This window comes from Leptolyngbya sp. 'hensonii' (genome assembly GCF_001939115.1).
Taxonomy (GTDB): domain Bacteria; phylum Cyanobacteriota; class Cyanobacteriia.
Window position 1 is genome coordinate 26,303 of sequence record NZ_MQTZ01000049.1, and the last position, 25,256, is coordinate 51,558.

General features: G+C 51.0%; 19 protein-coding genes and 1 tRNA gene. 10 read left to right on the forward strand and 10 right to left on the reverse strand.

Annotated elements, in window-relative coordinates:
* The first annotated feature begins 9 nt into the window (after positions 1-9).
* The 5 genes from trxB (at position 10) to BST81_RS20890 (ending at position 4,228) form a co-directional block, all read left to right on the forward strand.
* Positions 10-1,398, forward strand: coding sequence for a thioredoxin-disulfide reductase (gene trxB, locus BST81_RS20870; RefSeq protein ID WP_253188415.1), 1,389 nt, complete (start codon positions 10-12; stop codon positions 1,396-1,398).
* A gap of 160 nt (positions 1,399-1,558) precedes the next feature.
* On the forward strand, positions 1,559-2,125 hold the full coding sequence (locus BST81_RS20875; RefSeq protein WP_075600451.1) for a Uma2 family endonuclease: 567 nt from the start codon (positions 1,559-1,561) through the stop codon (positions 2,123-2,125).
* Between the two features lie 135 nt (positions 2,126-2,260).
* Positions 2,261-2,755, forward strand: a complete 495-nt coding sequence (locus BST81_RS20880; protein ID WP_253188416.1) for a MarR family transcriptional regulator — start codon at positions 2,261-2,263, stop codon at positions 2,753-2,755.
* Positions 2,755-3,606: a DUF2993 domain-containing protein gene (locus BST81_RS20885; protein WP_075600452.1), complete on the forward strand. Its 852-nt coding sequence runs from the start codon at positions 2,755-2,757 to the stop codon at positions 3,604-3,606. Before BST81_RS20880 ends, BST81_RS20885 begins: the two co-directional genes overlap by 1 nt.
* 1 nt (position 3,607) lies before the next feature.
* Positions 3,608-4,228, forward strand: coding sequence for a GerMN domain-containing protein (locus tag BST81_RS20890; RefSeq protein WP_075600453.1), 621 nt, complete (start codon positions 3,608-3,610; stop codon positions 4,226-4,228).
* A gap of 5 nt (positions 4,229-4,233) precedes the next feature.
* Here BST81_RS20890 and BST81_RS20895 read toward each other — a convergent pair whose 3' ends face one another.
* From BST81_RS20895 to rpsT, 7 genes are all read right to left on the reverse strand, one after another.
* A complete protein-coding gene (locus BST81_RS20895) occupies positions 4,234-4,515 on the reverse strand; it encodes a ferredoxin-thioredoxin reductase variable chain (RefSeq protein ID WP_075600454.1) in 282 nt (93 codons plus the stop codon).
* Positions 4,516-4,687: 172 nt separating this feature from the next.
* Positions 4,688-4,761, reverse strand: a tRNA-Val gene (locus BST81_RS20900).
* 107 nt (positions 4,762-4,868) lie between these two features.
* Entirely contained in the window at positions 4,869-8,879 is a 4,011-nt protein-coding gene (locus BST81_RS20905; RefSeq protein WP_075600455.1) for a DNA-directed RNA polymerase subunit beta', read from the reverse strand.
* 96 nt (positions 8,880-8,975) lie between these two features.
* Positions 8,976-10,868, reverse strand: a complete 1,893-nt coding sequence (locus BST81_RS20910; RefSeq protein WP_075600456.1) for a DNA-directed RNA polymerase subunit gamma — start codon at positions 10,866-10,868, stop codon at positions 8,976-8,978.
* Positions 10,869-10,962: 94 nt separating this feature from the next.
* On the reverse strand, positions 10,963-14,298 hold the full coding sequence (gene rpoB, locus BST81_RS20915) for a DNA-directed RNA polymerase subunit beta (protein WP_075600457.1): 3,336 nt from the start codon (positions 14,296-14,298) through the stop codon (positions 10,963-10,965).
* A gap of 101 nt (positions 14,299-14,399) precedes the next feature.
* Positions 14,400-15,332 carry a TatD family hydrolase gene (locus tag BST81_RS20920; protein WP_075600458.1) on the reverse strand — a complete coding sequence of 311 codons (933 nt, stop codon included), beginning with the start codon at positions 15,330-15,332 and terminating at the stop codon, positions 14,400-14,402.
* 169 nt (positions 15,333-15,501) lie between these two features.
* Positions 15,502-15,816, reverse strand: coding sequence for a 30S ribosomal protein S20 (rpsT, locus tag BST81_RS20925; protein WP_075600459.1), 315 nt, complete (start codon positions 15,814-15,816; stop codon positions 15,502-15,504).
* Between the two features lie 231 nt (positions 15,817-16,047).
* On the opposite strand from rpsT, the gene hisD reads away from it, so the two are divergent.
* From hisD to psbM, 3 genes are all read left to right on the forward strand, one after another.
* The gene (gene hisD, locus BST81_RS20930; RefSeq protein WP_075600460.1) at positions 16,048-17,361 is read left to right on the forward strand and encodes a histidinol dehydrogenase; all 1,314 of its coding nucleotides are present in this window, start codon (positions 16,048-16,050) and stop codon (positions 17,359-17,361) included.
* Positions 17,362-17,466: 105 nt separating this feature from the next.
* Positions 17,467-17,772, forward strand: a complete 306-nt coding sequence (locus BST81_RS20935; protein ID WP_075600461.1) for a 2Fe-2S iron-sulfur cluster-binding protein — start codon at positions 17,467-17,469, stop codon at positions 17,770-17,772.
* Positions 17,773-17,940: 168 nt separating this feature from the next.
* Positions 17,941-18,054: a photosystem II reaction center protein PsbM gene (gene psbM / locus BST81_RS20940; protein WP_075600462.1), complete on the forward strand. Its 114-nt coding sequence runs from the start codon at positions 17,941-17,943 to the stop codon at positions 18,052-18,054.
* 50 nt (positions 18,055-18,104) lie between these two features.
* Here the strand turns inward: psbM and BST81_RS20945 are convergent, their stop codons facing one another.
* The 3 genes from BST81_RS20945 to infC form a co-directional block, all read right to left on the reverse strand.
* Positions 18,105-18,539 carry a cyclic nucleotide-binding domain-containing protein gene (locus BST81_RS20945; RefSeq protein WP_253188417.1) on the reverse strand — a complete coding sequence of 145 codons (435 nt, stop codon included), beginning with the start codon at positions 18,537-18,539 and terminating at the stop codon, positions 18,105-18,107.
* 281 nt (positions 18,540-18,820) lie between these two features.
* Complete coding sequence (locus BST81_RS20950) at positions 18,821-21,814, reverse strand: HEAT repeat domain-containing protein (protein WP_075600464.1); 2,994 nt, start codon at positions 21,812-21,814, stop codon at positions 18,821-18,823.
* 290 nt (positions 21,815-22,104) lie between these two features.
* Positions 22,105-22,638, reverse strand: coding sequence for a translation initiation factor IF-3 (gene infC, locus BST81_RS20955; RefSeq protein ID WP_075600465.1), 534 nt, complete (start codon positions 22,636-22,638; stop codon positions 22,105-22,107).
* Between the two features lie 361 nt (positions 22,639-22,999).
* Here infC and BST81_RS20960 point away from each other — a divergent pair, with 361 nt between their 5' ends.
* Together BST81_RS20960 and BST81_RS20965 are read left to right on the forward strand one after the other, a co-directional pair.
* Positions 23,000-23,275 carry a hypothetical protein gene (locus tag BST81_RS20960; RefSeq protein ID WP_253188418.1) on the forward strand — a complete coding sequence of 92 codons (276 nt, stop codon included), beginning with the start codon at positions 23,000-23,002 and terminating at the stop codon, positions 23,273-23,275.
* Between the two features lie 327 nt (positions 23,276-23,602).
* Complete coding sequence (locus BST81_RS20965) at positions 23,603-25,111, forward strand: AAA family ATPase (RefSeq protein WP_075600520.1); 1,509 nt, start codon at positions 23,603-23,605, stop codon at positions 25,109-25,111.
* Positions 25,112-25,256: the final 145 nt, after the last annotated feature.

The window sequence follows — 25,256 nt, forward strand, 5'->3', positions numbered from 1 at the left end:
GTAGTCGTTATGAGTTCATTTCTTGCCATGGCGAATCCGGCAATTGAAAACCTGGTAATTATTGGCTCCGGCCCTGCTGGATACACCGCTGCTATCTATGCTGCCCGCGCAAACCTGAAGCCTTTTGTCTTTGAAGGCTTCCAGGCAGGAGGTCTGCCTGGGGGACAATTGATGACCACTACGGAAGTCGAGAATTTTCCTGGCTTCCCCCAGGGCATCATGGGGCCAGAACTGATGGATCTGATGCGGGCTCAGGCAGTCCGTTGGGGAGCTGAACTGTATACCGAAGATGTCACCTTTGTAGATTTCACCCAACGCCCCTTCATCATTCGCTCTGAGGAACGGGAAGTTCGAGCCCATACTGTGGTGATTGCGACGGGGGCCACTGCCCGACGCTTGGGCTTACCCGGTGAAGGCCAGTACTGGAGCCGGGGCATTTCTGCCTGCGCCATCTGCGATGGTGCCACCTCCGTCTTCCGCAACAGTGAATTGGCCGTAATTGGCGGTGGCGACTCCGCCACCGAAGAGGCCATTTATCTGACCAAGTATGGATCCCAGGTGCATCTATTGGTTCGGAGTGAGAAAATGCGGGCCAGCAAAGCCATGCAGGATCGGGTCTTGCGAAATCCTAAAATCACTGTCCACTGGAATACCCAGGCTATTGATGTCGTGGGGGATGATAAATGGATGACGGGCCTGAAGGTCGAGAACAGGCAGACCGGCGAAGTTCAAGAATTGCCCGTCAAAGGTCTGTTCTATGCGATCGGGCATACCCCCAACACTGCCCTCTTTAAAGGTCAGTTAGACCTGGATGAAGCGGGCTATATTATCACCCAGGCAGATTCTGCTGCCACCAATATTGATGGCGTGTTCGCTGCTGGAGATGTCCAGGACCATGAGTATCGCCAAGCCATTACTGCTGCTGGATCCGGTTGTATGGCGGCTCTCCTGGCAGAACGCTGGCTCTCAGCCCATGAGTTGATTCAGGAGTTTCACCAGACGGAAGCTTCAGAAAATCCAGTAGCTGAACCGGCTCCGAAGAAAACCGAGGCTGAGCAGACGGCTGAATTTGATGCCATGGCTACCCGTCATCAGGGTGGGTACGCCCTACGGAAGCTCTATCATGACAGCGATCGCCTGATTGTCGTGAAGTACGCCTCTCCTACCTGCGGTCCTTGCCATACCCTGAAGCCTATCCTGAGTAAGGTGGTTGATGAATTTGACGGCAAGATCCACTTCATTGAGATTGACCTCGAACAGGACCCAGAAATTGCTGAATCTGCTGGTGTGGTTGGGACTCCGACAGTCCAGTTCTTCAAGAACAAGGACCTGGTTGGTGAACTAAAAGGGGTGAAGCAAAAGAGCCAGTATCGCCAGACGATCGAGCAGTATCTCTGATAACCTGCCCTGGAAGCTTCGCGTAAAGGCACTATGACTTGAAGATGTGGAAACCCGCACAGGCGGGTTTTTTCTTGTCGCAGTTGTCTCGACTCGAACAGTTTGGAAAAAGTGCCAAACTAGAAGCAGTCATTTGAGACAACCTCAGGAGGCTGGAGCGATGACCCTCTCTACTGAAAAGAAGGTTTGGACCGATGAGAAATTTATGGCCCTGCCTAAGGACGGGCATCGCTATGAGTTGGTCGATGGTGAGGTTCTGGATATAGGCAATTCAGGCATGGAGCATGGTGGCATCGGCTCACTGCTGGGTGGTCTTTTAGCAATTTATGTTAGGCAGCACAAGCTGGGCACTGTCTGTGATTCCAGTACGGCGTTTACGTTGAAAAATGGCAATAAGCGATCGCCCGATGTGTCCTTTGTCTCTAAAGACCAACTCAAAGGGCTGAAACGTCCTCCTCGTGGTTTTTTTCAAGGTTCCCCGGATCTGGCCGTTGAAATCCTTTCCCCCAGCAACACGATCGAAGAAATCCACGACAAGATTGTGGAATATTTCGAGAATGACTCTCGTTTAGTTTGGGTTATCCATCCCGACGAGAAGTATGTGTTGGTGTACCACTCTCCCGAACCCGATCGGTTTTTGCGCTCTCCAGATTGCCTCGATGGAGAAGGGGTAGTGCCGGGGTTTTCGATGGCGGTATCCGAACTGTTTGAAGAATGGGATTTTTAGGAGGCTGGGGCCATGAGGGCTTCCGCCTGAGATTGCAGTAACCACATGTCCCTGTCAAGTTCTGGAATCATATCCGACTCTTGGTCAAAAGTTTGTGTTAGGACTATTCTATAGATACGACAAATCAGAACGTCTATGACCGCAGCCAAAGCTGAACCAAAGCTAGAAAGGACAAATCCGTCAGACCAGATGGCAGCAGCCAGGGCAGCAGCGAAGGAGCCTTGCCTGCAAGTTCTGTGGGAGTTAGCGCGAACCTACCAGGCCTTCATTACCTACGATGAGGAAAATATTCGCAAACTGGGTCTAACCTTGCCCCAATTTGATGTCATTGCTACCCTGGGAAATACACCCGGCATGACCATGAATGTCCTAGCTGAAAAAACATTGGTCACGAAAGGAACCCTGACGGGCATTGTCGATCGCCTGGAAAAAAAGGGCCTGGTTCGCCGCGAAGTGCCCCCTGAGGACCGGCGCTGTTTTGTCATCGTCCTAACGCCAGAGGGAGAGCGGGTATTTGAAGAGGTCTTTCCCAATCACATTGCCTATTTGAAGCAGCGCTTCGATCGGCTACAACCCCAGGAAGCCCAGGAGATTCTGGCCTCATTACAGCGATTGCGGGAGATCTTCTGATGGAAATTCTGACAATCCTTCTATCCGGGCTGGTTGGTCTGCTTTCTCCCCTGGGGTTGCTGGTCGAGGGTGTCGCAGAAGGTGCCATTCGTTCCCAATTCCAATCTGTGGAGCAAGTAGGGATTAGGGTAGATAACGCTCCCAGCTATCAGATCGTGCAGGGGAAGGCCGATCGAGTTTTTCTGGCGCTGCGGGGTGCCTTTCCACTTCAAGATCTGCGGATTGCAGTTCTGGATGTCGAAACCGATCCAGTTGATCTTGCGTTGGGACAGGGTAAGCCCAAGTTAAATCGCCCGTTCCAGGCGGGTATACGGTTGGTCCTGGCCCAAGCAGACCTGAACCGGGCCTTGCAGAGTTCAGAAATTGCCAGTCAGTTCCGGAACATTGTGATCAATCTGCCCAATGTGCCCCAGGCCCAGCAGATTCAACGCTATGACCTGCTCAATCCCAGGCTGACTGTTCTGGAAAACAATCGTCTGCGGCTGCAGGTAGACTTGCAGGAGCAAAAACGTCCCGATCGCTTACCGTTAATGGTGGAATTTGGACTTCAGGCCCTGACAGCTCGTCGGTTAAAACTTGTGGAACCGGTCATCCTGATTGGAGGGGAGCCTGCCCCCCCAGATCTACTGGCCAACTTTACCAAAGGGATTAATGACCAGTTAGACTTGCAAAACCTGGAGAAGTTAGGGATCACCATTAGGGTTCTGAAATTAGCCATGACGCCGGAACAACAGGTGGAAATTGCTATCTTTATGCGTATAGAGACTAGTAGCCCCCTGTTGACAGCGGGTTTCCAGCCCCAACTGCCCTCTCCCCTGGCCTACCCTACCCTTTCTCAAGGAGAGTTTTAAAGTGAACGATCGTAAATTCCCTCGCCGCCCTACAGCCCTCATCCTGGGGGCAGGGGGCATTGTTTTGGCTGCTGCTGGTACTTTTCTGGCTGTTTATCCTTGGTCCAACCCTAATCGAGTCGAAACACCTTCAGTCCCCACAATAGCCGTCTCTCCCAGTACCCAAACCGCCCCATCCCCCCAAAGTACCCCTGAGAAACCGGCTCAGGTTTACTGGCTTAGCATCGCGGGGGATGTGACGAAACTGGTGCCCACTCAGGTTAACCTGTCAGCATCCAGCAAAACTACAGATGACCTGAAAGCAGCCTTCGATCGCCTGCTGGCCGGTCCACAAAATCCTGACAATGTTACCAGCATCCCTCCCGGAACCACCCTTCGCAATCTGACCATGGAAGGTGACAATATCCGGATTGATCTGTCCAAAGAATTTACCTCTGGCGGAGGCAGTGCCTCTATGAAGGGAAGGCTGGCTCAGGTGCTCTATACTGCCACCAGTATCAAACCAACCGCCAAAGTCTGGATTTCAATCGAGGGCAAACCCTTGACCACATTGGGGGGAGAGGGACTGGAATTAGAACAGCCCTTAACCCGTCAAAACTTTGAAGAGAATTTTCCCCTCTAGAACCCTCAGGTTTCACTTAAAACTTCTAACTCTGCCTCTTGCAGATGAACTTTAAATTTGTTCGTAAATTTCACCACAATGGGCAGATTGGCACTGATGGGACGGTCCTGCCACTGATTTGCAAAATCAATCACTTCACCTTCCTGGCCCTGCAAATCGAAGGCTTGATTGCGATGCTCCGGGTGATGATAGATCACAACTGACTTACTGACTCTAACCCGATCGCCAACCTTGACCATGCAGCAATCCTCCGTTCCACAAACCGTAATATATTCTGATTTTCTCATATTTGAGGTGCTATTCCTGTACAGGAGATAGCCTGGGAAGCCGCAACTGAATTCGGGGTGCCTGGACAACGAGGCAAGCCTGAAGGTAGTGTCTATTGATACTCCTGAGTGCTTAAATCCTATCAGTACCCAACAGCGTCATAGAAGCCTCTCCTGGAGGCATGAAACTCAATGGACACAACTGGACTCGAACCAGTGACCCCCACGATGTCAACGTGGTGCTCTAACCAACTGAGCTATGCGTCCGAACGGCTCTTAATTATCTCATAAAATTAGCAAAAAAAGCAACTGAAAGACTTTAGCGGTGGGATGGGCAGAGCCGCTCTCCCACCGCTAAAACCCTTTAAGTCAGACTATTCGTCATCATCACCATCATCGTTGCCATCATCACTGTCGTAGTCATCATCCAGGTCGTTGGTCGGATAGTCTCCCCCAATCAACTCATCGTCATCCAGAATCCCTGGTTTCTCGGCTTCGCCAAAACGCTCAAAGCTGAAGGTAGGACGGTCTTCAAATCCGGTTTCCAGGCCATAGGCTCGGGCCGTCCGATCGTCCAGAACCACATCCTTCAGATCCACATCATCATCAAAGATAGTGCTGGGATCATAGGAGAGGTCAATGTCAGGACTGCCGACTTCCTCATAGGCATTGAACCCAGTTCCTGCAGGAATCAGGCGTCCGATAATGACGTTTTCCTTCAGACCCCGGAGCCAGTCAGACTTTCCTTCTATCGCAGCCTCAGTCAGGACCCGAGTCGTTTCCTGGAAACTGGCAGCAGAGATGAAACTATCCGTATTCAGGGAAGCCTTCGTAATCCCCAACAGCACCGGAGTGTACTCAGCCGGAGCACCACCGGTAATCGCCATAGCTTCATTCACCTGCTGAATCTGGTAAAGCTCTACCAGTTCTCCCGGCAACATGGTGGTATCTCCCCCGTCATCTACCCTGGCTTTAGATGTCATCTGCCGCACAATCACTTCAATGTGTTTGTCGGAGATGTCAATTCCCTGAGACTGGTATACAGACTGGACTTCATTCACCAGGAAGGTTTGCACCTTTTGCAAACTCACCAGAGCCGCATCATGCCCCCCCAACTGCTCCCGATTAATCCGGAAGAAAATTTCCAGAATCTCATGGGGATTAGAGGGACCGTCCGTGATCGGTTCTGCCCCTCCCACTTCCTGGCCATCGGAAACAATCACATTCTGACCAGGACCGATCGGATAGTCTGTAACCACCCCATCCGCTTCGATGATTTTAATCTCCACCGTATCGTCTTCACCAAAGTGAACCTGAGCGATACCAGGCCGCTCCGCCAGAACACAGGCTTCTTTAGGTTTCCGGGCTTCCAACAGTTCTTCAATCCGGGGTAGACCCTGGATGATATCTCCCGTCTTGGTACGTTCAAACACAAGCAGCACCAGATTATCACCCCGTTGCACCAGATCACCATCATCAATATGCAACACAGCACCAGGAGACACCCGATAAGGACGAGCAACCCTGAGAAAAACTTGAGACCCCTCAATCCGGATGACCTGGCCTGAATCCGAAGCCATCACACCCGAGGCAACCTCATCTTTAGTAGCTACCAGCAGATCCCCCACTTGGACCGATGGAGTTTTACCCTGGGCATCGATCGCAATCTGGTCAGAATCACGGACAATCAGAACCCGTCGGATGGCCTCCGAACCTTCCTTAATTCCCCGAACTTCTCCGGCTTCCTTAGATTGAATCTCAGTCCGGGCCACCACCGCACCTGGAGCAATCTGCTCCCCATCACGAACCAGCAGCCGCGTGTGAGTACTTCCCTGGGTTTGATCAGCCGCAACATCGCGACGAATAACCAGGGACTCCAGAATAACCAGTTGCAGACGCATCACTTCTGGATCAGTCTCATCGGGAATCAGCTCAATATCAGCAGCCAGTTGAGGGGCATCCTTATCGATTTCCAGCACCAGTTGAGTCCTGAGCAATTCCAGCCCTTCCACAGACTTGACGCGCTCACCATCCTTGTAGGGCAGCCGCTGAATCGCCCGTAACCGAATCGATCGACCCGATTCATTCGTTGATTCCTGACTGGGAACTGAGGGTTCATCAGGTACCGTGAATTCCGTCACAGGCCTCAATAACAGGGCCGGTCCTTCAGGAGTTTCCACATATTCCACATATCGCAGTTCTTCAGCCACTAGGCCTGGAATAATTTCCTGACCCGGGCTGACCAGAGAACTTTCCCGGTTCACCACATCATTCGGGTTATCCACCATGTGCAGTTCACCAGGCTTAACCATGATTTCCCGCAAAATATCATTCTTTTGCAGAACCTCAACCACACCGCTGCTCTGACAGAAGATATCTTTAACCACTTCAGTCCCGGCTTCGACGTACTGACCATCTTCCACCAGCAAAAGGGAGATATCCTTATTCACTTCATGGGCTTCCTCTGGAATCCACAGGATCGTGCCTCCCTGGACCACCTCATACCCCTGCTTGGCCTTCCCCTTTTTGGCCACATCAATCCCAGAGTATTTGATGATACCTCCAGTTTGGGTATGGTAACTATCATCAATAAGTTCAGCTACAACCTGACCATTCGTCACTTTGGTTCCGGGAGTAGCCTTTAGCAAGAAGCGCTGATTGAAATTGGTTTCAACCAGATACTGATCTCGCCCTTGTTGGCTTTCAACTCTCACCCGGGCCTGATCCAGCAGCACCGAAGCCGTAATAATTTCTACTTCACGGCCTCCTTTGCCCTCACCTTCCTGGGGCAGACGGACTATCCCCCCATGCTCTGTCACCAATTTGGTTTCAGCCAGAACACTATTGGACTGGATATGATCCCCATTCTTGACAATCGGCTCTGCTCCAGGGGGCAGATTATAAACCTCCCCAGAGAGAATCCAGAGCAGACCCCCTCTTTGGGCAATGCGGGTGGTATTGCCCTGACGGTCCTTCTTTTCTTCCGGAATAATATCTGCAAACCTGACCTCTCCCGCCAGGTCAGAAGCCACGTCTTTGGTTGCTTTTTCTGTAGTTTTGCGGGTCCGGCTGGCCAGGGGAACTTCTGCCAGGATCTGGTCTTTCTTAACCTGTTCCCCATCCTTCAGTACAAACAGAGTTGTTCCCTGGTTAAGGGACACTTTCTCTTTGTTCCCGCCTCCTTCCACAATCAGATCGGCGTTCACTTCCACCAGCAACGCATCCTCTCCATGGCGCGTCCGCAGAGCGCGGGTCCGAATGTTTTTCGGATAGCGAACCACCCCATCAAATGGAGCCCGCACCAGACGAGCCATCTCACCCGTAAAGACCCCGCCCGTGTGGAAGGTCCGCATGGTGAGCTGAGTTCCCGGCTCACCGATCGACTGAGCCGCAATAATCCCCACGGCTTCTCCCATATCCACTAGATGGGCATGGGCCAGACTCCAGCCATAGCAACGCTGACAAACTGAGCGAGTCGCTTCGCAAGTCAGGGGAGAACGCACCACCACCATCTCAACCTTAGCGGCTGCAATGGCCTGACAGAGTTCATCGGAAATATCCTGATTGCGGGGAGCAATAACCTCTCCTGTTTCAGGGTGCAGCACATCTTCAGCGACGACTCGGCCAAACAGACGATCTTTCAGCGGGATAAGAACCCGATCACCATCCGTCATGCTGCGCAGGGGAATTCCGCGTGGGGTGCCACAATCTGCCTCCCGAATAATCACATCCTGAGACACATCCACCAGACGACGGGTCAGATACCCAGAGTCTGCCGTGCGCAGTGCAGTATCTACCAGGCCCTTTCGAGCTCCATAAGACGAGATGATATATTCAGTAACCGTTAGCCCTTCTCGAAAGTTCGTTTTAATCGGCAGGTCAATAATTTCCCCTTGAGGGTCAGCCATCAAACCCCGCATCCCGACAAGCTGGCGCACCTGGGAAATGTTTCCCCGTGCCCCTGAGAAGGCCATCATGTAAACTGAGTTCAGGGGATTATTCTTCCGGAAGTTCCGGACAACTTCATCTTTCAGCTCTTCGCTGGTCCCATTCCAGGTATCAATAACCTTCTGGAATCGCTCTACCTCAGTGATTTCGCCACGGGTATAACGGCTTTCGGTCAAACGAATCTGCTCCTCGGCTGCTTCCAGCAATCTTCGCTTACTGGGGGGAACCTGCAAATCCTCCACACTGATAGAGACCCCCGCCCGAGTCGCAAACCGGAATCCCAAATCTTTCAACAGGTCTGCCATTTGGGCGGTGCGGGCAGTCCCATGATTCGTAAAAGCCCAGGCAATTAACTTTTTTAACTGTCCTTTATCAACAATCCGGTTCCGAAAAATCTTCTGAACTTCCGACTTCTGACTTGCGTTTTGCTCTGCCATGTTAACCCTTTGCCCCTCAAATTAGGACGTTTTGAGTGATGCGTTTTGAGCCATAAGGTCGCCAAAAAATCCCAGCTCCCATGACTCAAAACTGATTTAGCTGACTAATGCGTCGTGGATGGTCTTGTTGTAAATAATCCGGCCTGGGGTAGTCCGCACATACTGAGAGATGAGATTTCCTTCGTCATCTTGCCGAGTCCGCCGCAGGGGATTACCCGTCTTAGCCCCGCTATACAGCTTGACAATGAAACCATTCTCAGCAGATTGGACTTCTGGCTCCTTCTCCGGCTCATCTCCTTCAACCTGGCCATCAAAACGAACCCAGATATAAGCATGGAGATCCACTTCTTTCTGCTCGTAGGCAATGATGGCATCCTCTAAACTGTAGAAATAGCGACCAGCCCCCTTCTGCTGATGAGGATTTTCAGCGGTCAGGTAATAACAGCCCAACACCATATCCTGGCTAGGGGTAATGATGGGACGCCCTGTGGCTGGAGAAAGGATATTGTTGGAGGCCAACATCAATAGCCGAGCTTCGACCTGAGATTCTAGGGAGAGGGGCACATGAACCGCCATCTGGTCTCCATCAAAGTCTGCGTTGAAGGCAGGGCAAACCAGAGGATGAAGTTGAATCGCCCGACCATCCACCAGAATGGGCTCAAAAGCCTGAATGCCCAGACGGTGCAGGGTAGGTGCCCGGTTCAGCATGACCGGGTGACCATCAATCACTTCCTCCAGCACATCCCAGACACTGGAATCTCCCCGCTGAATCAGTTTTTTGGCAGCTTTGATATTGTTGACCAATCCCTGCCGAATTAGACGATGAATCACAAAAGGCTGGAATAGTTCGATCGCCATTTCTCGCGGCAGCCCACATTGATGAATCTTCAATTTAGGACCGACCACAATCACGGAACGACCGGAGTAATCCACCCGCTTACCCAGCAGGTTTTGCCGGAACCGTCCCTGTTTCCCTTCAATAATGTCAGAGAGGGACTTTAAAGGACGATTATTAGCACCCACCACCGTGCGCCCGCGCCTACCATTGTCGATCAGGGCATCCACGGCCTCCTGCAACATCCGCTTTTCGTTGCGGACGATAATCTCCGGAGCCAGAATTTCCTGCAATCGAGCCAATCGATTGTTACGGTTAATCACTCTGCGATAGAGATCGTTCAGGTCAGAGGTAGCAAAGCGACCTCCATCCAGTTGCACCATGGGACGCAAGTCTGGCGGAATCACTGGAATGTAGGAGAGCACCATCCACTCCGGTTTTGAACCTGTGGCAATAAAGTTATCAATCACCCGCAGGCGCTTAATCAGCTTGGCCCGCTTCTGGCCTTTGGAACGACCGATCTCTTCCCGCAACTGTTCAGCTTCTGACTCCAGGTTAATATCCTGCAGGAGCCGTTGCAGAGCTTCAGCCCCAATTCCGACTTCCACACCAGTTAATTGTGAATCTTCACTGTAAATCTGATCTTCAATCTCAATCCACTGGTCTTCTGTCAGCAGTTGTTTGTAAGAGAGATTCTCAGCATTGCCAGAACTGAGAACCACATAAGCATTGAAATAGACAATCTGCTCCACATCTCGCAGCGGCATATCGAGCAGAATGGCCATGTAACTGGGAATTCCTTTCAGATACCAGACATGCGCCACCGGAGCAGCCAGCTTGATATAGCCCATGCGATGGCGACGGACGCGCGATTCCGTCACCTCAACCCCACAGCGCTCGCAGACAATGCCCCGATGGCGGACCCGCTTGTACTTACCACAGTGACATTCCCAGTCCTTAGCCGGACCAAAGATTCGCTCACAAAAGAGGCCATCCATCTCCGGCTTCAACGTCCGATAGTTGATTGTCTCCGGCTTGGTAACCTCACCAACGACCTGGCTATTAGGTAGCGTCCGTTCTCCCCACTGACGGATGCGATCGGGAGATGCCAGACCAATCTTGACGTAGTCAAACCGCTGTTCTAGCTTCGGCATCGTGCAATATTCCTCTAATTAACGGGTGAGAATAAATTCTTCAGTTGCAGGGGCTAGCAGAACAGCGTCTTGTCTGCAGCCCCTCAGCTTTGCCTTAGTCTTCGTCTTCGATGAACTCTTCGCGGGAGATCGACTCATACGTGGGTCGCGAGGGAGCCCGACGACTACCGACATCCGCCATCAAATCCACTTCAACGTCGCGGCTCGTTCCGTCTTCTTTCGTTTCCACCTTATGCACAGCCACATCCAGACAGAGGGATTGCAGTTCCCGCATTAACACTTTGAAGGATTCCGGCGTTCCCGGTCGAGGAATGGCCTTGCCCTTCACAATGGCATTCAACGCTTCATTCCGTCCCTGCATGTCATCCGACTTGACCGTCAACAACTCTTGCAACGTATAGGCCGCACCGAAGGCTTCCAGAGCCCATACCTCCATCTCTCCAAAGCGCTGACCTCCCTGTTGAGCCTTACCTCCCAGAGGCTGCTGCGTCACCAGTGAGTAGGGGCCTGTAGAACGGGCGTGAATCTTGTCGTCCACCAGGTGAACCAGCTTTAACATATAGGCTTTACCCACGGTCACCGGACGATCGAAGGGCTCACCCGTACGCCCGTCATAGACTTGAATTTTGCCCGGATTCTCCGGGTTATATAACCAGTGACCTCTTTCCCCACCACTGGCCGCAACGTTCTGATCACGAGATTGCTGCAACTTACCATGCACGGTCTCGCGGGATTTTTCTGAACCATGCATCTCATCAAAGGGCACCACCTTAAACCGCAGGTCCAGATTTTCCCCCGCCCAGGCCAACAAGCACTCAAAGACCTGGCCCACATTCATCCGACTCGGCACCCCCAGAGGATTGAGGACAATATCCACAGACGTTCCATCCGGCAGGTAAGGCATATCTTCTACAGGCAGAATCCGAGAAATAATCCCTTTGTTGCCATGACGACCGGCCATCTTGTCCCCTACCTGAATCTTGCGCTTTTGAGCCACATAAACCCGGACCACCATGTTGGCACCGGGCGGCAGTTCATCTCCCTGTTCGCGGGTGAAGACTCGCACATCCACAACCCGGCCCTTCTCACCATTCGGAACTCTGAGGGAGTTATCTCGTACATCTCTGGCCTTCTCACCAAAAATGGCCCGCAACAGCTTCTCTTCCGGTGGCTGATCCGACTCACCTTTGGGGGTTACCTTACCCACCAGGATATCCCCAGCTTCCACCCAGGCTCCAATACGAATGATTCCGTTTTCATCCAGTTGCCGCAGAGCATCCTCACCCACGTTGGGAATTTCACGGGTAATTTCCTCCGGCCCCAGTTTGGTTTGTCTGGCTTCAATCTCATACTTCTCAACGTGAATGGAGGTATAGATGTCATCTGCCACCAACCGCTCACTGATCAGGATGGCATCCTCATAGTTATAGCCTTCCCAGGGCATATAGGCTGCCAGGATATTCTGGCCCAGAGCCAGCTCACCTCCCTCTGTTGCCGATCCATCAGCCAGCACCTGACCAGCAACCACCTTATCCCCGACGAAGACGATCGGCCGTTGATTGAGGCAAGTGTCCTGGTTCGATCGCTGATACTTTTGCAAGGGATACTCAATTTCCCGACCATTCGGATCCCGGACCCGCAGCTTATCTGCAGCAACATAGGTGACTTCCCCATCCGTGCGGCTGACAATCACCATCCCAGAGTCACGGGCGGCCTGCGCCTCCAAGCCAGTTCCTACGAGCGGGCGCTCTGGCCGCAACAGGGGCACTGCCTGCCGTTGCATGTTGGAACCCATGAGGGCTCGGTTCGCGTCATCATGCTCCAGAAATGGAATCAGAGATGCGGCCACCGAAATGATTTGAACGGGGGAAACGGCCACATAGTCCACCTGATCTGGGGTGGTGGTGGTGAAATCCTGCCGATAGCGCACCGGCACAGACTCACCCAAAATGTATCCATTCTCATCCGTGGATACATCTCCCGGCGCAACCCGCAAATCATCTTCTTCATCCGCCGTCATATAAGAGGGTGGGCGATCCTTCAGGACGCGGCCATTCTCTACCGGGTAAAAGGGTGTTTCAATGAACCCATAGGCATTGACCCGGGCATGGGTGGCCAGAGAACCAATCAGGCCTGCGTTGGGGCCTTCCGGTGTTTCGATCGGGCAGATGCGCCCGTAGTGACTAGGGTGAATATCTCGAACCGCAAAACCTGCCCGTTCCCGAGTTAAACCACCGGGACCCAGAGCACTGAGCCGTCGTTTGTGGGTCAATTCAGCCAGAGGGTTAGTCTGATCCATGAACTGAGACAACTGACTGGACCCAAAGAATTCTTTGATGGCCGCAACCAGAGGCTTGGGGTTAACCAGGGAAGCAGGTGTGAGAGAATCTGCATCAGAAACGGTCATCCGTTCCCGGATAATCCGCTCCAAGCGGTTAAAGCCAACTCTGACCTGGTTTTGTAGCAGCTCTCCGACAGAACGAACCCGACGATTACCCAGGTGGTCGATATCATCCACCGTCCCCAGGTCATACTCCAGGTTGATCAGGTAATCGATCGCAGCCAGAATATCTTGAGCCGTCAGCACCCTGACTGTATCGGCCACATTCAGGCGCAGTTTCTTGTTCAACTTGTACCGGCCCACCCGACCCAAATCGTAGCGCTTGGGATCAAAGAACCGGGATTCCAGTAATTGTTGCCCCCCAGAAATGGTGGGTGGTTCACCAGGCCGCAGTTTTCGGTACAGTTCCATGAGCGCTTCTTCTTCGCTGAACTGACCTTCTTTGTCGATCGTTTTCTGGAAATAATCCGGGTGGCGCAGCGCGTCAAAAATCTCACCATCCGTCAACCCTAAAGCTTTCAGGAGAACTTGAGCAGACAATTTGCGAGTTTTATCAATCCGGACCCAAACCAGGTCATTCTTATCTGTTTCAAACTTTAACCAGGCTCCCCGGTTGGGAATCAGACTGGCATTGTAGGTGCGACGACCGTTCTTGTCCGTCTCAGATTTGTAATAAACACCGGGACTGCGGACAATCTGGTTGACAATAACCCGTTCTGCTCCGTTAATAATGAACGTGCCCCGATCGGTCATCAGCGGGAGATCCCCAATAAAGACTTCCTGCTCTTTGATTTCTCCAGTTTCCTTATTGATTAACCGAGTTGGAACATACATCTGCACTGCATAGGTTCCATCTCGCCGCTTCGACTCATCCACATCATATTTGGGTCGTTTCAGCTTATAGTCTTTACCCAGAAAATGCAGCTCCAGCTTACCTGTGTAATCCGTAATTGGGGAAAAGCTATCCAGTTCTTCAATCAAACCCTCTTCCAGAAACCAGCGAAAGCTGGCCCGCTGGATTTCAACGAGATCGGGCAGGGTAAAAACGGGCGCATCAGCAGAGGCAGTGGTGTAAGTCAGATTAGTCATTGCGTCTTCTCGAAGGGGTCGCACTTGGACGGACGGAGCGGGACAGAGTATTGTACTGAATGAAAAAGGGTTTGTCAACAAATTCCATTCAGCCTGATACCTTACGAATTCATGTCTGCTGAATTCACGTCATTCTCATCGTATGAAAAGTTATCATGCGGAAATTCCATGATAGAGGTTCGCCCTGAGGCGTTCAAACCAACCAGAGTCTTCAGGGGAAGGCTCACCAGAGACTCATCCCCCGCAGCCAAGGACAATCCAAACAAATGGCAGGCATTCTGGGTCGTTTGGGCTGCCAGTTCCTCAACTGAAACGCCGCGCAAACTAGCCAACTGTTCTGCGATATACTTCACATAAGCTGGCTCATTACGACGTTCGCCTCGCTTGGGTACTGGTGTCAGAAAAGGGCAATCTGTTTCAATTAATAAGCGATTGTTAGGCACAACCCGTGCCGATTCCTGGATTTGGGCTGCATTTTTGAAGGTGACCGTACCACTAAAACTGATATGAAACCCCAGATTCAAAAACTGATAAGTCTCCTCTGGCGTTCCACCCCAGCAATGCATGACTCCTTTCAATGCGTCAAGGTCATGGGCAAGACAAAATTCCTGCAGAATTTTAACCATAGCAACAGCGGCATCCCGGCAGTGAATAATCACAGGCAGGCTGAGGGCATGGGCAATCAGCAACTGTTTCGTAAAAGCAATCTCCTGCTGCTCCCGGTTATCTGCCTTGTAAAAGTCCAGACCCGTTTCACCAATGGCAACCACCCGGCGGTCAGAGTTTGCCAGATTGATAATCTGTTCCTGAGAGCCAGAGGTCCATTGACCAACATCTAAGGGATGCAACCCCACAGCGAAAAACAGTTCTGGAAATCGATCGACCAAGGCACGGATCACCTCAAACTCTGATGGCTCGACGCAAGAATGGACCAGACGAACAACGCCTGCTTCACGCCAACGACGAGCTACAGCCTCCAGATCAGGCTGAAATGCATCAAAATTAATGTGAACATGTGTGTCTATCAACTGCATGAGTTGCGTCTGCCCGATGCTCTCAGTTCAGCAGGAGATAATTTGGAACAGCCATTAATTTGGAACAGCCATTAATTTGGAACAGCCATTAATTTGGAACAGCCATTAATTTGGAACAGCCATAACAGACTAAAACAGCCAATAGACTTGAAACAGGGAACAGACTTTCTCAGGAAGCCACAGAAGCAGTGGCCGTAGTCTGGCTATGCCTGCCCAAAACCCTGGCAAGGCGAGATTTCTTACGAGCTCCATTATTCCGATGGAGAACACCACATTTAACCGCTTTGTCAATCTTGCTGTAAGCTTCAGACATACTTGACCTTACTAGCTGCTCCTGCTCAGGTGCAGGATTACTGGAATAAGCCTCGACAGCAGCAAAAAATTTCTTCATCAGAGTTCTAATAGCTGACTTGTAAGACTTATTCTGCAATCGGTTTCGCTCTGCAATTTGAACACGCTTAATAGCAGACTTGATATTTGCCACGACCAGTCCTGGAGAAACTCTTTAACGAATAGGTATCTAGCATAGCAGATATCAACTACAATCATTCATTTTCCCATAAAATCCCACTTCCCGTGGAATCCAGGTTAACCTAGAGTCAAAAATCACTTGGGGTCCGGTTGCAAAATCACCTTTAGCCCTCGATACAAAATCGCTAAGATATTGACAGACCTGTTTCCTACAGGTGACTTCTAGGGAAGGTATTCCTGCTCCATGCTGCGAATTATTACTCAGCCATCTGAAGCACGAACTGAATTGCGGCGGATTTGCGATCGCATGCATGACGATCAGATTGTGCACAAAGAGGCAACGGTTAGAGAAGTACTGCAAACGGTCAAACGCCAGGGCGACAAAGCCCTGCTTGACTACACATTAGAGTTTGATCGCCAGACCTTGCGAGCTGATGAACTCCGTATCAGTGGGACGGAGCTGGATGCTGCCTATCGCCAGGTTTCTAATGAGCTGATTAACGCAATTCGGCTGGCTCGAAAGCAAATTGAGGATTTTCATCGCCAACGCATCCCTAAAAGTTGGGTGCAGTTTGGGGATGATGACGTAGTGCTGGGCAAGCGCTATACCCCTGTCGATCGGGCTGGTATTTATGTTCCTGGTGGGCAGGCTGCCTATCCCAGTACGGTGCTGATGAATGCGATCCCGGCTAAAGTCGCAGCGGTTCCCCATATTGTTATGGTGACCCCACCGGGTCCAGACAAAACGGTTTCACCCGCAGTCTTGGTTGCGGCTCAAGAAGCTGGCATTCAGGAGATCTATCGCATTGGGGGGGCTCAAGCAGTCGCAGCGCTGGCTTACGGCACAGAAACCGTCCCCAAGGTAGATGTCATTACCGGACCTGGAAATGTTTATGTAACGCTGGCCAAAAAGCTGGTTTACGGCACAGTTGGCATCGATTCACTGGCAGGGCCTTCGGAGGTTTTGATTATTGCTGACGAAACAGCCAATCCTGTGCATGTTGCGGCTGATATGCTGGCCCAAGCAGAACATGACCAGATGGCTGCTTCTATCCTGTTGACAACTGACTCCGGTTTAGCCTTGAAAGTTCTGGCAGAAGTTGAACAGCAACTGGTTGATCATCCTCGACGACTACTGACTGAGAAAGCGATCGCCCACTATGGCCTGATTGTTGTTGTCGATTCCTTGAAGACAGCCGCCGATCTCTCGAATGAATTTGCGCCTGAGCATTTGGAACTGGAAGTGGGCGATCCCTGGGCTTTACTGGAACAGGTCCGGCATGCTGGCGCTATTTTCATGGGCTCATCCACCCCTGAAGCGGTCGGAGACTATCTGGCAGGACCCAATCATACCCTGCCGACCTCAGGGGCAGCCCGCTATGCATCAGCCCTGGGAGTAGAGACTTTCTTAAAGTACTCAAGTCTGATTCAATATTCTCCGGTAGCCTTACAAAAAGTTTCTGATGCTGTGCAGCTACTGGCTCAGGCGGAGGGGCTACCTTCCCACGCCGCCTCAGTTCGCTTACGAACTCAACAGTACCTGGATGGAGAAACTTGAGTAGAGCGATACAGTGCAGCAAATTCCATTTGAATGAGGCGAGTGTAGGGGGAGTCCCCCCCTGTACCCCTTTGTACCTCACCTGCTAGGGAATCGCTATAAAAGATGGGTAACATCAAATTCGTCAAAGAAAATCGTGAGATCATTGCCGCCGACGGAGCAAACCTGAGAATCAAAGCAATTGAAAATAAGATTGACCTCTATACCTTCACAGGGAAAATGATGAACTGTGGGGGGTACGGCCAATGTGGAACCTGCATTGTTGAGATTGTGGAAGGGATGGAAAACCTTTCCCCCCGAACGGATGTCGAGAACCGGAAGTTAAAGAAAAAACCTGACACTTACCGACTTGCCTGTCAAACCCTGGTTAATGGCCCGATTAGTGTTACGACAAAACCCCAGGCCAGTTAACTCCCACCTCAGGGGATTCAGATTCGCAGGAGTTCTACCCTGACGTGTAACGCAGTGTGATAAAAGTTTAGGTAGGGTTTGGAGTTGCGTCTGTCCTTCGTAACCGCCTGTCTATCTTTTGCAGTTCGCAGGTACTGACCTTTCTATAATTTTTAGGGAGCTTAATTCATGGAAGTTAACAATCTCGGTTTTGTTGCCAGCATCCTCTTTGTCCTGGTCCCCGCTGTTTTTCTGATCATTCTCTATATTCAAACAGCCAGCAGAGAGGGAGACAAGGGTTAATCTCCTGGAAAGCTGGCTCGCAAGCTATTGGGCATTGCTCCAGCTTCTGGCTATCCTCTTTGATAATCGCGTGGGTAGGTTGCCATTCTTTGATTTGCAGCCTCCTGCGCGTTAATTTTTTGGTTAAGTTCCCGAATCCGACGAGTCAACAACCGAATGATATTAATCGCGATGCCAGGGGTCTCTTCGATCGCATCATAAAGTTGCTGCTGAGTCAGCACCAGACATTCACAGGGCGCAAGGGTTGTAACAGAGGCAGAGCGAGGTTCTGCATCAAAGAGAGACATTTCACCAAAGCAGGTTCCCTGTTCCAGTTGAGCCAACTCCTGAGAACCAATATGAACCAGAACCTGGCCCGACACGACAATGTAGAGAGACTTACCCTCCTGCCCCTGGGTAAAGATCGTATGTTTGGCTGGGAAAGAAATCTCATCCATGATAGAGGCCAACCTGACAAGAAAATCATCCCGAAGTTCTTTAAACATCGGAACACCTCGAACAAATAACAGGCGGTCTACACTGGTCAGCATGGAATCTACGACTGGAATAAATGAGGGATTTGGGTCATGGACCTCATCACCCTCCAGGGAAACAGAGGTTGATCAATGGAGCTGGAGCACAATCCACTCTGTCTAAAATCTATCCTGCTTCGTACCGCTAACCCTAGGAATGTCAGCAACTTCCTGCAAGATAACCACCAGATCCTTAACTCACTAGCTGCCCCAAACAAACCTTTCCATCTTAAGACAGCCATCCCATCAAAAAGCTACTGAGCTGAACTGGCTTCCAGTTCCTCAATCATCTGATTCACCTGAGCTGCGACCAGAACATCTGGATCATTCTTTAACATGGGCAACAATTCCCGCAAGGCTCGGGGTGAGCCAATCCTCAGGTAGGATAGCACGGCTTCACGCACAAAACCGGTTGGATGGCGTAGACAACTGAGGGTCTGTTCAGGTGTCAGACTCCAGCGAGCCTGTCGCGCCAGATGGAAGCAACAAGCCAAAGACCAATCTGATAGGAAGTAGCGTAACTCTAGCAGATATCGCAGGCGATCGCTGGAGGACAACGGCTGATTCACAATCAATTCCGATAGGCTTTGAAGTTTCTCCAGATCAGCCCGCCGATCTAACACACTGAGCAAAATCCGTTTACTGGGGATATCTAATGTGTTATCCAGGATTTCCAGCCCCCGTGCAATGTCAGTCAGGGAGTTAGACTGCAAGTTAAAAGCAGCCGCCTGAATGGCAGTCAGGGGATATAACAATTTCATGAGCAGGAATAGCCTGGTCACGGTATCGGTAATGACATCGCGCAGGGCTCGTCTGAGCAATTCGGCTTCAGAACCATCGATCCGTTCGGGGGTCAGATCTGCCAGAGCAGCATAAATTTGCCCCATAAACAGCAGTTCCTGATCGATCAGAGTCTCTACCCCCGATCGGCCAATGCGATCCATGACCGCGTTAATCCCCATCTCATTGGTCATGATTTCCCGACTCAGCAAAACCTCCAGGATATGGTGCCTGGTTTTCCCCCAGGAGGTCATGAGATGACCCACCAACAGGTTTTGTGCCTCCAGGGTTCCAATTTGGCCAATGGCATTCCAGGCATGCATTCTAACCAGATCAGGCTTATGAATATCCTCAGCTAATGAGACCAGCATGGGAATTGCTTCATTTTCCAGACGAATTAAAGCCCGCATGGCTGCTTCACGGGTGGACTTGTAATGTAAGCCCTTGAGTAGAGAGGGGTAATACTCCTCCAGATGCGTCGCTGCGATCGCCTCCAGGAGGGCGCAGCGAACCCGCAGCGACTCGTCCTGGAGCAGATCGGGAATGTACAGGCGCAAAGCCTGCATGTAGTCCGCTTCCCCTAAAGCTCGACAGCCCATAACCCGTTCCCGTTCCCGCTTATGGGTCAGCATTTTTCTCAGCGTATTGGTGGCTTCGGCTTTCTGGCTGGATGTCCCTCGACGCAGAACCAGGGAAGCAGCGGTACCACGCACCACAGGATCAACTTCCGGACTCAAGTAGGGACGTAACTGGCGGATGTCTGGATCCGGCTCTGTTAACCAGATATATCTCAAGGCCACAGCCAGCACCTCGGGTTGCAAAGGCCTGGTGATCAAATTTTTCACCTGACCCAGATAAGCGGGGTTGGGATAACCCATCATTTCTTCCAGACTCTGCCGTTGGAGAGAGGGGGGCAGGTTGGGTAGCAGGGGAGCCAGCACCTCTCCCACATTTTGTGGATCGATATGACTGAGCAGCTCAATGCAGGAACGCTTATCAGCTTCTGTTCCCCGACGATTCAGAGCCTCGATCACAGCCCGCTTCAGCTGACGCAGATCCACATCCGAAAGGCTGAGCTGCCCTCGCTCTGCCCCTAACACCAGAAGGCCAACATAGCGCGATCGCAGGAGCCAGATATTAGCCACCCAGATACCCGCAATGATGACAATCAGACAGACCACGATCGTCCCACGAATCTGCGGCCCCATCCCTGCCCCTTGATAAATGGCCAGTAGGGCCAGCATGGCACAACCAGTTACTCCCGTTGCGATCGCTTCTGCGAGACTACGAGACCCGGACTGGATTCTGGCTCGCACATTATCCGGCAGGGGCTGAAACAGAATGGGGCCACTACTGGTAAACAGCGTGAAACGGAGGAGTTCATCCCAAAACTTAAGCACCACAATGCTGACGAAAAAGGGGAGGAGCCCGACCAGGGACACAAACCCTAAAGGAATCACCATCGCTGGGAGCAACATAACTGCAGAAAAAACTCCCAGACGTTCAATAATGCGACTGGAGAGAAACCACTGCATGGTAATTTCGAAAACCCCCAGAACCCCATTAAAGAGACCAATAAAGCCAGCAATTCCAATTTGGGCTGCCAATTTTCCCTTATCTTGATTCCATAATTCCAGTTGACTCAAAAACTGAAAATCAAGGAGTAAGTAGAGCACCTGCGCCAGGCTGAAAAAAACCATCAACAGGACAACGTAACGGCGGATTGGCCCCTGAACCCTGCGAGCTGTAGCATCCAACTGATCCTCTTCCGTGAGCCGTCGTCGGGCATCGGGAAAAAACTGTCGATGGGTCTGGCTCAAGTAAAACAAGATACTGGCCCCGGTGATCATAAACAGGCAGGAGAGCAAGATCACGGTAGGCAGACCAAACAAAGAGTTGAGGACAGGCAGGGAAAAGCCACCAATAATGTCTGCAATCAGAACGCCACTGCTGACGATCGGAGCCGTTCGTTTAATTTCCCGAATATTGAACAGTTGGTTGGCTGTGATCGAAGCGTTCAAGTCGTTGAGGACATTGATGACTTCCAACCACAATCGCATCAAGACAATGGTCAAGCCCAGGAGGGTCACTTTCCCAAAAATCGCCTCATTAGGCAGACTCAGCCCCAGGTAGAACAAGACCAGAGGAGATGCGAGTAGAGCTGGGATCAGGATAATGACCTGGCGCAGGGGCAACACCTTAGGCAGCCAGGAGTATAAAATGCCCAGACCCGAATTAATCGGGGCACTGGCAATGTAAATCCAGGGAAGACCACTGGCACCAAATCCGGATTGATCCAGGAACAGATCTGCAACACTCGCTTCAAACCAGGAAAGCCCGATCGCAGTGACTGTGTTAAAAACAAACATCAGGACTGTCCGTTCACCTTCCTCCAACCGGAGGTTCAGCCATCGGAGTAGCCGCAGACTCAGATTCTCCACAGCAAATCTCTGACTTTCATCCCTCATCTGATTCTTCCGTGTCCTGAATAGGCTGGCACCAGCATGCCTAAATTAACTCAGATTCTACAGAATTCGGCTAAAGTCAGGGACATTCGAAGCATAAAAGGATACTTGAGAAAAAATGGAGACACGCAAAACGCATCTCCATCGCACTCAGACCATAACTGAATCCCCATGCCTTCCATGAAGACACAGGCAAAGGAATAGATATCTCTTCGCCCTACCCAAGTACCGATTCCAGTCAGGGTGTTCACGCTCCTTAGACTGGAAGTTCTTAGGCTGGAAGCTCCCTTTGTCTATTTCTTCGGAGAGAGCAACATCATCATGTTCCGCCCCTCTTTCTTAGGCGCTTGCTGCACTTCCGCCACCTCTTTAAGATCCGTAGCCATGCGCATCAGCAGGGTTTCAGCCAAGTCACTATGCTGAATCTCACGCCCCCGAAACATGATGGTCGCCTTCACTTTATCTCCAGCCTTAAGAAAACGCTCCGCCTGATTGATTCGCACGTTATAGTCATGGTCTTCAATCTTATAGCGCATCTTCACTTCTTTCACGTCAGAAGTATGCTGCTTCTTTTTGGCCTCTCTTGCCTTCTTCTCTTGCTCAAACTTAAATTTGCCGTAATCCATAATTCGGCAAACGGGAGGGTCAGCTTTATCACTGACCAGAACCAGATCCAACTCTTTCTCCTCAGCGATTTGTAGAGCTTCGCGAGGAGTAAGAATACCCAGTTGAGCTCCATCTGTATCAATTACCCGAATTTTGGGGAACCGAATACGTTCATTAATTTGTGGCAGATCACGATTTGGTTTTCTTTCAGTCACAGGCATCCATATCTGTTACTCACTGACATTCTAATCAGTCCGAAGGAGTTTCTGTCCAAATTGGGTACAAATATTTTCACGGTTTTTCCATTATAGAGCCCCTTAGATAGATGTGGGGACAGTGTTCCAAGCCCAAGGCTTTGGCTTTATGCCCCTCCGATCGTTGAAACATAAACAAATATTACGAATGTGCCGTCATGACAGCATAACGTCTTGACAGCTTTCAGATGGAGCCGTTATCGTAACGGAACGTACCCGGGTATAGCGGCCGTAAAGTTATATGCAAGATAAGCAAAAGGTTACTCTCTATATTTCGCCAGGACTTCATCGTCAGCTCAAAGTAAGGTCAGCAGTTGATTGTGAGCCGATGTCTTCTATTGTTGAGAAAGCGATCGTCTTCTACCTCTCTCACCCGGAAATTGTTGACGAAGTCGCTTCTGGACAGAGTTCCTACGGTCAGGCCCATGCCGTGCATAGTTGCCCCGAATGCGCCACTTCGGTTGTGGTTCGAGAAGGCACCCTCGTGGCACTGGGAGGGCAAGCAACATTCTTGGCGGAATCGGAAACCAGTCTATCTGTCAAAGATGCTCAAAGGGTTTCGGGAAGCGATAAGCAGGGCGAAGAAGAATTAGTGCCTTGCTAGGTCTTGCTAGGTTTGGTGTGGTGGTGATTGGTGCTTTTTGAGTCAGGTGTCGCCCTTGTAGAACTTTCTTGTAGAACTTTATTGTAGAACTTTATTGTCAAAGAGCCTTTATCTGAACAATTTCTCTAGGTATCTCCAAGAGTTCTCCAAAAGTATTGTTCTTGGCTTTAAGCATTCAGGGATACAGGAGTGGGCGACAGGAGTGGGCGCAAGAGGAAGAAAATTTAGGATTTAGCCTGCAGCTTCAGCACTGGTTTCTCCAAGATGAGGCTATCAGGTGAAAGTCAGGGCTAGGCAAAGTCTGCACCGTCTATCGGATCGATGGTCATGCAAGAAGAGATTGGTATCTTACTTCAAGCTCAGTATCCTCTGATTTATCTCGTAACTTCTGAGGAGGAGCGCGCTGAGCAGGCAATTGCCACAATTGCTCAAGTTAAGCCCCAGCGGCGTGTCTTTATCTGGACTGTTACTCACGGCATCGTCGAGTATGGTCAGCCCCGAACCACTACCCAGCACAACACTGTCTCCCCAGAAGCCGCAATTGAATGGGTGGTTCGGCAGCGCGATCCCGCTATTTTCGTCTTTAAAGATCTCCATCCTTTCATGGATTCCCCTGCTGTTAACCGTTGGCTACGAGATGCCATTGCCAGCTTTAAGGGTTCCCAGAAAGCAATTATCCTGATGTCACCGGTTCAGCAGGTTCCGATTGAACTCGAAAAGGAAGTCATCGTCCTGGATTTTCCACTCCCAGATATTGCTGAATTGAATCAGGTCTTATCTCAGCAGTTAGAGCAAACTCGGGGTCGGCGGGTCACCACTGAGATGCGGGAGAAATTGTTGAAGGCGGCTTTGGGCCTGACCAAAGATGAGGCGGAAAAGGTCTATCGCAAAGCCCAGGTCACTGCAGGCCGATTGACGGAAGCAGAAGTCGAGATTGTTCTTTCCGAAAAGAAACAGCTAATTCGACGCAATGGCATCCTGGAGTATATCGAGGAAGATGAAACAATCGACTCTGTTGGTGGTCTGGAAGAACTGAAGCACTGGCTGAAGCAGCGCTCCAATGCCTTTACCGAGCGGGCCCGAGAATATGGGCTCCCTCAACCCAAAGGGATGTTAATTCTTGGAGTTCCTGGATGTGGTAAATCTTTGATTGCCAAAACCACCTCTCGCCTCTGGGGATTGCCCCTCCTCCGTTTAGATATGGGGCGGGTTTATGATGGCTCGATGGTCGGGCGTTCAGAAGCAAACTTACGAAATGCTTTGAAAACGGCTGAGTCCATTTCTCCAGCGATCCTATTCATTGATGAGATCGACAAAGCCTTCGCTGGGGGGGCCGGTTCTGCCGATTCTGATGGTGGTACCTCCAGTCGGATTTTCGGCTCTTTCCTGACCTGGATGCAGGAAAAGGTTTCTCCGGTGTTTGTGATGGCAACAGCCAACCGGGTTGATCGATTACCAGGGGAGTTCCTGCGCAAGGGGCGCTTTGATGAAATCTTCTTTGTGGATCTGCCCACCCCAGAGGAACGCCAGGACATCTTTCGCATTCACCTGGCAAAACGCCGTCGTGATATTGCCAGGTTTGATCTGGATCAGCTTGCGAATGTTTGCGAAGGCTTTTCGGGCGCAGAAATTGAACAGGCCCTTGTTGCAGCCATGTACGAAGCCTTCGCCCAAGAGCGTGAGTTTACCCAATTGGACATTATCGCATCGATTAAGGCTACCCTGCCGCTGTCCAAAACCATGAATGAACAGGTCACAGCGCTACGTGACTGGGCCCGTCAACGGGCCAGACCTGCTGCAGCCTCCGTTGCTGAGTATCAGCGAATGGAGTTCTAAAGTCTTTCTCTCCTGCTCCCAACAGGAGGAAAGGTCGGTAAATTGCCGACAGTTTCAACAAAAAAGTTTTGAATCCAAAGTCTTGTTCAACACAAGCTCTGGCCCTCAAAACTCTTCCCATAAAAACCAACGTTGTCGTTTTTAT

Bases quoted from the DNA above. Each gene is read 5' to 3' on its own strand.
- BST81_RS20885 (WP_075600452.1), top strand. From the start codon at position 2,755: ATGGAAATTCTGACAATCCTTCTATCCGGGCTGGTTGGTCTGCTTTCT.
- BST81_RS20895 (WP_075600454.1), bottom strand. From the start codon at position 4,515: ATGAGAAAATCAGAATATATTACGGTTTGTGGAACGGAGGATTGCTGC.
- BST81_RS20880 (WP_253188416.1), top strand. From the start codon at position 2,261: ATGACCGCAGCCAAAGCTGAACCAAAGCTAGAAAGGACAAATCCGTCA.
- BST81_RS20965 (WP_075600520.1), top strand. From the start codon at position 23,603: ATGCAAGAAGAGATTGGTATCTTACTTCAAGCTCAGTATCCTCTGATT.
- BST81_RS20920 (WP_075600458.1), bottom strand. From the start codon at position 15,332: ATGCAGTTGATAGACACACATGTTCACATTAATTTTGATGCATTTCAG.
- BST81_RS20905 (WP_075600455.1), bottom strand. From the start codon at position 8,879: ATGGCAGAGCAAAACGCAAGTCAGAAGTCGGAAGTTCAGAAGATTTTT.
- infC (WP_075600465.1), bottom strand. From the start codon at position 22,638: ATGCCTGTGACTGAAAGAAAACCAAATCGTGATCTGCCACAAATTAAT.
- BST81_RS20910 (WP_075600456.1), bottom strand. From the start codon at position 10,868: ATGCCGAAGCTAGAACAGCGGTTTGACTACGTCAAGATTGGTCTGGCA.
- rpoB (WP_075600457.1), bottom strand. From the start codon at position 14,298: ATGACTAATCTGACTTACACCACTGCCTCTGCTGATGCGCCCGTTTTT.
- BST81_RS20935 (WP_075600461.1), top strand. From the start codon at position 17,467: ATGGGTAACATCAAATTCGTCAAAGAAAATCGTGAGATCATTGCCGCC.
- BST81_RS20875 (WP_075600451.1), top strand. From the start codon at position 1,559: ATGACCCTCTCTACTGAAAAGAAGGTTTGGACCGATGAGAAATTTATG.
- BST81_RS20950 (WP_075600464.1), bottom strand. From the start codon at position 21,814: ATGAGGGATGAAAGTCAGAGATTTGCTGTGGAGAATCTGAGTCTGCGG.
- BST81_RS20945 (WP_253188417.1), bottom strand. From the start codon at position 18,539: ATGTTTAAAGAACTTCGGGATGATTTTCTTGTCAGGTTGGCCTCTATC.
- psbM (WP_075600462.1), top strand. From the start codon at position 17,941: ATGGAAGTTAACAATCTCGGTTTTGTTGCCAGCATCCTCTTTGTCCTG.
- hisD (WP_075600460.1), top strand. From the start codon at position 16,048: ATGCTGCGAATTATTACTCAGCCATCTGAAGCACGAACTGAATTGCGG.
- trxB (WP_253188415.1), top strand. From the start codon at position 10: ATGAGTTCATTTCTTGCCATGGCGAATCCGGCAATTGAAAACCTGGTA.
- BST81_RS20960 (WP_253188418.1), top strand. From the start codon at position 23,000: ATGTCTTCTATTGTTGAGAAAGCGATCGTCTTCTACCTCTCTCACCCG.